Here is a 7,506-nt window from a genome sequence, read left to right on the forward strand (position 1 = left end):
GGCGAATAGACGTCGCCGCCGGCGCAAGGTCCCATGATGACGGAGATCTGCGGGATCACGCCCGACGCCATGACGTTGCGGCGGAACACGTAGGAATAGCCGGCGAGCGCGGCGACGCCCTCCTGGATGCGCGCGCCGCCGGCGTCATAGAGGCCGATGATCGGCGCGCGGGCCTTCATCGCCATGTCCTGCAGCTTGGTGATCTTGAGCGCGTGGGTCTCGGACAGCGAGCCGCCGAACACGGTAAAATCCTTGGCGAAGACGAAGGTCTTGCGGCCGTTCACCGTGCCCCAGCCGGTGACGACGCCGTCGCCCGGCACCTTGTTCTTCTCCATGCCGAACTCGGTCGAGCGGTGCTCGACGAACATGTCGAATTCCTCGAACGACCCCTTATCGAGCAAGAGCTCGATGCGCTCGCGGGCGGTCAGCTTGCCGCGGGCGTGCTGCGCCTCGATCCGCTTCTCACCGCCACCGAGCTTGGCGCCGGCGCGCCGCGCCTCCAGGGTGTCCAGGATGTCCTTCATGCGTCGTTTCCGCCCAATTCCATGTTTGTCGGCGGAGGTTCTAACACGGCATTTTCAGGCGCGGGAAGCCGCTTTTGCCCCACTTTGGGCATGGGCCACAGCCAAAAAGGCACAGCGAAATCAGCCGCCTAACCATCGGGAGATTGATAGTGTCGGACAAAATGGAGACGCCAGCCGTCGGCGTGACCGGCGGCCTGAGAATCCTTTTGCGACTGGAAGGCTTGGCGCTGCTGGCCGCCATGGCGGCGGTCTATGCTTGGCAGGGCACCTCCTGGTGGCTGTTCGCAGCGCTGTTCTTCACGCCAGATCTGAGCTTCGCCGGCTACCTGCTCGGATCGCGACCGGGCGCAATCATCTACAACGCCGTGCACACGACGGTGGTGCCGGGCGTCCTGCTCGGCATTGGCCTTGTGCTTGGACAGCCGCTCGCCGTCGCGCTTGCGGTCATCTGGCTCGCCCATATCGGGTTTGACCGCGCGCTCGGTTACGGCCTGAAACAGCCGGACGGTTTCGGCTTCACCCATCTGGGGCGGATCGGCCGGGTCGCCATTTGAGACCCGGCTTGCCGCGCGGCGGGCACTGGACGACGCTCAGTTCTCCCCGACCTTGAACGGCTCCTCCTTGCCTGGCGGCACCGTCTCCTCGGCCATCGCCAGCATCATCGCCACCATGACGTAGTTGCCGGCCACCGCGGTGAGATCGACGATCTGCTGGTCGTTGAAGATCTTTTTGGCCCGCGCATAGGTCTCGTCCGAGACCTTCTTGGCGGTGGTGAGCTCGGTGACGAAATCGTAGACCACCGCCTCGTCCTCGGCCATGCCGGCGGGACGCTTGCCCTGCTTCAGCTCGGCGATGACGTTGGCCGAAACCCCGGCCTTGGCCGCGAGCGGCGCGTGCGCGAACCACTCGACCTGCGAGCGCCACTGCCGGCTGATGATGATGATCGCGAACTCGTTCAGCTTGGTCGGCACCGAGGTCTGCCAGCGCAGATAGTAGAACAGATCGTATAGACGCTGGCCGAGCACCGGGCTGCGGATCATCGGATTGTAGGGACCGCCGAGGCCGACGCTCGACACCTTCATGATCTGCTCGCCGAGCGGCTTCTGCGCCTCGGTGAGCTGATCCATGGTGAGTTGCGGAAAGCGCGGCTCCTTGCTGGTCGCCGGACCGGCTGCGAACAGGGTGGCAGCGAACCAGCCACCCGCGGCGGCGAGGGAGAGCGATGACAACCAGATCGACGGTGCGTGCATTTTTGTTTCCTCCGCACTTCTTTGTGATGCGTGAAACCTAGTGCAGAGCGCTCCGACGAACCAGATCAATTCAGCTTGGCGTGAACACAATCGACAATGCCGCGTTGACGCCCGCAAATTTTAACCGGAGCCCCAAACCAATGCGTGTCTCGTCCCTCGTCTCAACCTCATTTCTGCTGGCGTCTCTGATGGCCGCCGGTTCGGCCGAGGCGGCATCGCCCTTCCGCGCCATGGCGGGCTCCTGGGCCGGTGGCGGCACGCTGAACATGCAGAGCGGCGAGCAGGAGCGGCTGCGATGCCGCGCCAGCTACGACACTGACGGCAACGAGCAGCTGCGGCTCAATATCCGCTGCGCGAGCGACAGCTACAACATCGATCTCTCCAGCGACGTCGCCTATCGCGGCGGCACCATCTCCGGACAATGGAGCGAAGCCAGCCACAATGCGTCCGGGACGATCGAGGGCCGTGCCAACGGCGACCGCATCGAGGCCCGCGCGAGCGGCCAGACTTTCTCGGCCGGCCTGTCGCTGACCACGCGCGGCAACCGGCAGACGATCTCGATCCGCCCCGAGGGCACAGAGATCACCGGCGTCAATCTCGAGCTGTCGCGGCGCTAAGCGCTATTCCGCGATCGACGCAGCAGCCATTGGCGCGAGATCTTAACGCCGTCATTGCGAGCGAAGCGAAGCAATCCAGAGCCAAGAAGAGAGTCTGGATTGCTTCGTCGCCTTCGGCTCCTCGCAATGACAATCACTAAATCGCGCCGATATCGGACAGGCACGCCTGGGTCAGCGTCATGCGGTCGGCGACATGCCGCGGCTCCTTGCAGTCCATGTTAAGCGCAAACACAGTCTCGGCATCGCCCTTGTCGGCCCAGCCGACAATCCAGCCGAGCGACGGGTCGCCGCGCTCGGCGCCCAGCAGCCCGGATTTGAAGTGAATGACGGATGCACCGGCTTTGGTGGTCGGCACGATGTCACGCACCAGGTCCTGGCTGCGCTTGGAGACCGGCAGCACGCCGCGCCTGAGACGATCGATGAAATCGACCTGCTGCACCGGATCGATCCGCATGTCGCCGGTGAGCCAGAACTGATCGATGCCGCCGCCGATGTTCCGGTTGCCATAGTCGAGCAGGTCGACGAATTTCTGCATCCGCGCCTCGCCAATCCGCCGCGCGATCTCCTGATAGACCGGCACTGCCGAGGCGGCGATCGCGCTGCGCATGGTGTGGTCCTTATTCCAGGCCTCGATCGGCCTGACCACGCCGTCCCACTTGAACACATCCTTGTCGGGGTCCTGGACCACCCCGGTCTCGAGCGCGATCAGCGAGTTCGCAACCTTGAAGGTCGACGCCGGCAGCTTCGCCTCGCCTGAGCGCATGGCATCGCTGGCGATAACGAGATAGTCCTCGACCTTGTAGCCGACGAAGGTGCCTTCGGTGCCGACGTCGGTGAAGCGCTTGGCGAGCGATTCACGGATGTCGTTCCGCTGCGGCGCGACGTTGGCGAAGGCGCGGGCCGGCAAGATAGTGGCGGCGGCGATGAGGCCGAGCGCATGGCGGCGATGAATCACGAGAGGCATCCGGCGATTGATATGAACGGCGGGAGAATGGCAACCGCATCGTGGTCAAACCGTGGCGCCTGCTATCGGAGCCGTCCAGACAGCTTCATCACGAAGATCAGCACTTCGGCGACCACCTTGTAGAGATCTTCCGGGATCTCCTCGCCGAGCTCGACATTGGAGAGCGCGCCGGCCAGCACCTCGTTCTCCTCGATCGGCACGTCGTGCGCGCGCGCGATCTCGATGATCTTGGCCCCGACCGAGCCCTTGCCCTTGGCGACCACGCGCGGGGCGCCACTGCCCTTCTCGTAATGCAGTGCGATTGCGAGCCGACGTTTGACCTCGGAGTTCATAGCGCGCGGTCCAGGAAATGGCCGGCCTTGGGCGACACCGTGGTCGGCGGCGCGCCCAATTGCACGACGATGTCGCCGGGCGGCAGCTCGGCGCGGCTCAAGGCTTGGCTTAGATCGGTGATCCCGGCGCGCAATTGCGCTGCGGTCGCCGGACGCTCGGCCCACATCCGCACCGAGGTCCGGTCGCGATGATAGGAGATCAGCGCGTGCACCGGACCTGCCGGTTCGATGTCGAGTGAGAAGCGCGCCCGCCACACCCGCTTGGCGGGATCGCGCTCCGGCTCCGCGCTGCCATCGCGCGAGATCTCGAACTGGGCCATCGCGGTGCCGTGCTGGGTCATGAACGGGATTTCGAAATTCCAGCGCGGCACGGTGGGATCGATGCGCGCCCCCGCCGCATCGGTGCGGTCAGGCAGCGATGCCACCTGCAGCAAGGTCTGCCGCGACAGCGCCGCGTCGGTCTCCTCCAGCAGGCGGTGCGCGATCGTCGGCAATGGCGTCCCCGGCGCAACTGATGGAGACGCGATCGCCTGCGGCGTCGGCAGGCTGCCGCGGAACGGCGGCGGCGGCGTGTTGGTGCGGATGACGACGTCACCGTTGCGCACGTCCGGCATCGCGCCGCAGGCCTGGGCTCCGTTACGTGACGTCTGCTGCTCGATTTCCTGTAGCAACGAAAGCACGGCCGATGGGGCCAAAGATTGCGGCTTGGCCTGCATCAGCATGCTGGAAAGCGTGGCCGTTGTCGGCGCGCCGAGGGTCTCGCCCTCCGCGCTCTGGAGGCTCAACAAGGCCGGCGCCTGCTGCCGCGGCACGATTTCGGCATCGAGCCCCGGCGCCAGCGACGGGGCTGTCACGGTCGGCTGTTCGGACGCCACCAGCTCGGAGGTCAGCGCGGGCTGCGACATTGCGCTGGTCGTCGGCACATAGCGCGTCGGACGAGCGGTCGGGGCTGGCGTCGCGCTCTCCGTCGTCTGCAGCACCGATGTCAGCGCCTGCCGCAGCACGATCAGCGCGGCCTTGAGGTCCGGCCCGGCCGTGGTGGCGGCGCCGGCTGCGAGCGATGCTTCGAGCAGCACCCCCGAGCCCTGAAAAGCCTTCTTGACGTCCTCGCCGGTCAAATTCGAGTCCAGCGGCGTCTGCTGCGCGAGCACCTGCGAGATCGCCGCACGCAGGGCGGGCGGCAGGTTCGGCGCGTTGTTGGCAACCGCGTTCAGATCGGCGAACAGCTGGCCCTGCCCGGCTTGCTGCGTGGCAGCTTCCTCGGTCGCGATCGCTACCGCAAGGCGCTCGAGCCCGCTCAGCCGATCGTTCGCCGGCGCAACGACTGGATTGAGCGGTGCTGCGATATCGACCACTGTCGGGGCCGTCGAATCCGTGGTGCCGACGATCGCGAGCCGGACGCCCTGCTCGGTCTGCGAGACCGCGAGCTGCACGGTCTGCCCCACCTGCAACGGGATATTGCTGGCAAGCTCCAGCAAAAGATCGCCGATCGCGACCTGGACCACATTTTCAGCGACGATCTGCTGCACTTGGGCGCTGATCACCGTGGTCGCCGAGGCGCTGGCACTCGAGAGTGCCGCGGCGCTGGCCGGTGTAGTCGCGACGGGACCGCCTGCCGACGAGCCTGCGCCGCGAACAGCGCTCACCGGAGGTGGCGGGGTGACACTCAGGACCATGGTACGCAAACTCGGGTTACTGCATGCAGTTTAACCCGATGGCCTGAACCCCCCGTTAACCGGAACGGCTACAAATCCTATTAACCCGTCAAGACGTTCAGGATTTGCACCGCGGCGCGGAAGTCGACCTGGCGGGTGGCGCGCCGGGCCACGGCCTCTTCATCCGCCCCCCACTGCTCGGCATTCCAGTCCTCATCGACATGAGCCGCCGCCCAGACCTGGTCCGCATCGCGCACACCATGGACGAGCGCGAGCGCGAGCAATGCGGAGCCGGTCACCGTCGTCACCACATGGGCGGCCGCGATCGTCCACGGATCGGTCGGCAACGCGGCGCGCGCGGCCATGACCGCAGCCTCCGGCTGGCTGACATGCATGATCCCTTCAGCGAGAATGAAATGCGCGCCCAGGCTGTCCCGCGCCCAATCCAGCACCGGGTCCCAACGCTGCGCTTCGCGCTGAACCAATCCTTCCGGATGGCCGGCGCGGTAGAACAACAAATCCGATTGAAGATATTTGGCAATGTCGTCGCGAACGAGATCGGCGCGGTCGATCACGCCTTCGACCACGCTGTTGGCGAACCGCGTCAGCGGCATCGTCAGGGGATCGAGCGTCTCGCCCTGCGCCCGCCACTCGGCAGCAATGGCCTCGGCAAGCGGCCTGACCGGCACGGCGACGACACGCCGCGACGGCGTGCGGATCGGCTTGCCGTCGAGGGTGACGGCAAAGCCACCCTCGGCTTCCCCGACGTCTGCATCCTTATAGAACCGCTGGCGCCGCGGCGCCCGCATGCCAGCCCGGGCCGATTCCTGCGGATCGAGCGGCGATTGGCCGGCAACCTCGTCGAACAGTTCCCGCATTCAATATGACCTTCCGCGTATGACCTTCCGCGATGGATGATGTTCCGATCACCGATGCTTAAGCGCTAAGATAGAGCTCAGATCACCGATTGCGAGCTGCGTGGAGATGCCGCACGCTCGGTCGCGCTGTTCCTGGAGCAGTTCAGGAACTGATCGGCGCCTATTCCTCCGGCGCGTTCTCGATCGGATCGAAGCGGTCGGCCTCGAGCCCGAGCAGGTTCCAGGACTGCAGCATGTGCGGCGGCAGCGGCGCGGTGGCGTCGATCACGCCGCCGCGCGGATGCGGGATGACGATCCGGCGCGCCAGGAGATGCAGCCGGTTCTGCAGGCCGCCGGGCAACGCCCAGTTCTCCTTGTTGAAATATTTGGGATCACCGACGATCGGATGGCCGATATGGTCCATGTGGGCGCGCAGCTGATGCGTGCGTCCTGTCACCGGTTTCAGCGACATCCAGGCGAGCTTGTTCGCGGACGCTTCGACCACCGCGTAATAGGTCACCGCGTGGCTCGCGCCCTCGTCGCCATGCGCAGCGACGCGCATGATGGTGTCGTCGTCGCTCTCATCCTTGGCGAGATAGGTCGAGATCCGGCCCTGCTTCGGCTTGGGCACGCCGACCACCAGCGCCCAATAGACCTTGCGCGCGGAGCGGCTGCGGAATGCGCCGGTGAGGTGCGTGGCGGCAAAGCGCGTCTTGGCGATCAGGAGACAGCCCGAAGTCTCGCGGTCGATCCGGTGCACCAACCGCGGCTTCTGCCCCTTGGCGTCGCGCATCACCTCCAGCATCTGGTCGATATGGCGCGTCATGCCGGAGCCGCCCTGTACGGCGAGGCCGGCCGGCTTATTGAGGACCATGACGTCGTCGTCCTCGTAGAGCGTCATCTGCTTCAGCGCATCGAGCGTCTTGCCCTCGGCCTCCGACAACGTGCCGGCGACCTTCGGCGCATCCAGCTTGAGCGGCGGGATGCGGACGCTCTGTCCCTCCTCCAACCGATCCTTGCTGTCGGCGCGCTTGCCGTTGACGCGAAGCTCGCCTTTGCGGACGATGCGCTGGATGTGGGAGAATGACAGGCCGGGAAAGCGCGCTTCGAGGAAGCGATCGACGCGCATGTTGTTCTCGTCGGCGGTGACGACGACGGTCTGCACCTTGGTCGGCAGCGGCGCCGCTTTGGGCTCGGCGGCTGGCTCCGGCCTTTGTGCCAGCCCCTCGACATGTGCGCGCTTCTCGGCACGCTGCGCCACGAACCGCGGCGGCTTGGCGCCTGGACGAGATCCCGCGGCCCGTTCG

Annotated in this window: 9 protein-coding genes; 2 read left to right on the top strand and 7 right to left on the bottom strand. The window is 65.9% G+C overall.

Going from position 1 to position 7,506, the window contains the following annotated elements; translation table 11 throughout:
* A partial coding sequence (locus WA702_RS30245) for a carboxyl transferase domain-containing protein (protein WP_425114199.1) occupies positions 1 to 524 on the bottom strand: 524 nt, incomplete at its 3' end.
* 161 nt (positions 525 to 685) lie between these two features.
* Here WA702_RS30245 and WA702_RS30250 point away from each other — a divergent pair.
* Complete coding sequence (locus WA702_RS30250; protein ID WP_425114207.1) at positions 686 to 1,078, top strand: DUF4260 domain-containing protein; 393 nt, start codon at positions 686 to 688, stop codon at positions 1,076 to 1,078.
* Between the two features lie 36 nt (positions 1,079 to 1,114).
* Here WA702_RS30250 and WA702_RS30255 read toward each other — a convergent pair whose 3' ends face one another.
* Positions 1,115 to 1,774, bottom strand: coding sequence for a carboxymuconolactone decarboxylase family protein (locus WA702_RS30255; RefSeq protein ID WP_425114200.1), 660 nt, complete (start codon positions 1,772 to 1,774; stop codon positions 1,115 to 1,117).
* 140 nt (positions 1,775 to 1,914) lie between these two features.
* Between WA702_RS30255 and WA702_RS30260 the strand changes: the two genes are divergently transcribed.
* Positions 1,915 to 2,391, top strand: coding sequence for a hypothetical protein (locus WA702_RS30260; protein ID WP_425114201.1), 477 nt, complete (start codon positions 1,915 to 1,917; stop codon positions 2,389 to 2,391).
* 136 nt (positions 2,392 to 2,527) lie between these two features.
* On the opposite strand, the gene WA702_RS30265 is transcribed toward WA702_RS30260, so the two are convergent.
* The 5 genes from WA702_RS30265 to WA702_RS30285 all read right to left on the bottom strand — a co-directional run.
* The gene (locus WA702_RS30265) at positions 2,528 to 3,355 is read right to left on the bottom strand and encodes a penicillin-binding transpeptidase domain-containing protein (RefSeq protein WP_425114202.1); all 828 of its coding nucleotides are present in this window, start codon (positions 3,353 to 3,355) and stop codon (positions 2,528 to 2,530) included.
* Positions 3,356 to 3,417: 62 nt separating this feature from the next.
* A complete protein-coding gene (locus WA702_RS30270; protein ID WP_425114203.1) occupies positions 3,418 to 3,687 on the bottom strand; it encodes an EscU/YscU/HrcU family type III secretion system export apparatus switch protein in 270 nt (89 codons plus the stop codon).
* The gene (locus tag WA702_RS30275; RefSeq protein WP_425114204.1) at positions 3,684 to 5,363 is read right to left on the bottom strand and encodes a flagellar hook-length control protein FliK; all 1,680 of its coding nucleotides are present in this window, start codon (positions 5,361 to 5,363) and stop codon (positions 3,684 to 3,686) included. The genes WA702_RS30270 and WA702_RS30275 overlap by 4 nt, the downstream gene beginning before the upstream one ends.
* Before the next feature lie 80 nt (positions 5,364 to 5,443).
* Positions 5,444 to 6,220, bottom strand: coding sequence for an ATP12 family chaperone protein (locus WA702_RS30280; protein WP_425114205.1), 777 nt, complete (start codon positions 6,218 to 6,220; stop codon positions 5,444 to 5,446).
* Positions 6,221 to 6,380: 160 nt separating this feature from the next.
* Positions 6,381 to 7,506, bottom strand: a 1,126-nt coding sequence (locus tag WA702_RS30285) for an RluA family pseudouridine synthase (protein ID WP_425114206.1), incomplete at its 5' end; no start/stop codon positions are given.

This window comes from Bradyrhizobium sp. (assembly GCF_049798375.1).
Taxonomy (GTDB): Bacteria; Pseudomonadota; Alphaproteobacteria; order Rhizobiales; family Xanthobacteraceae; genus Bradyrhizobium.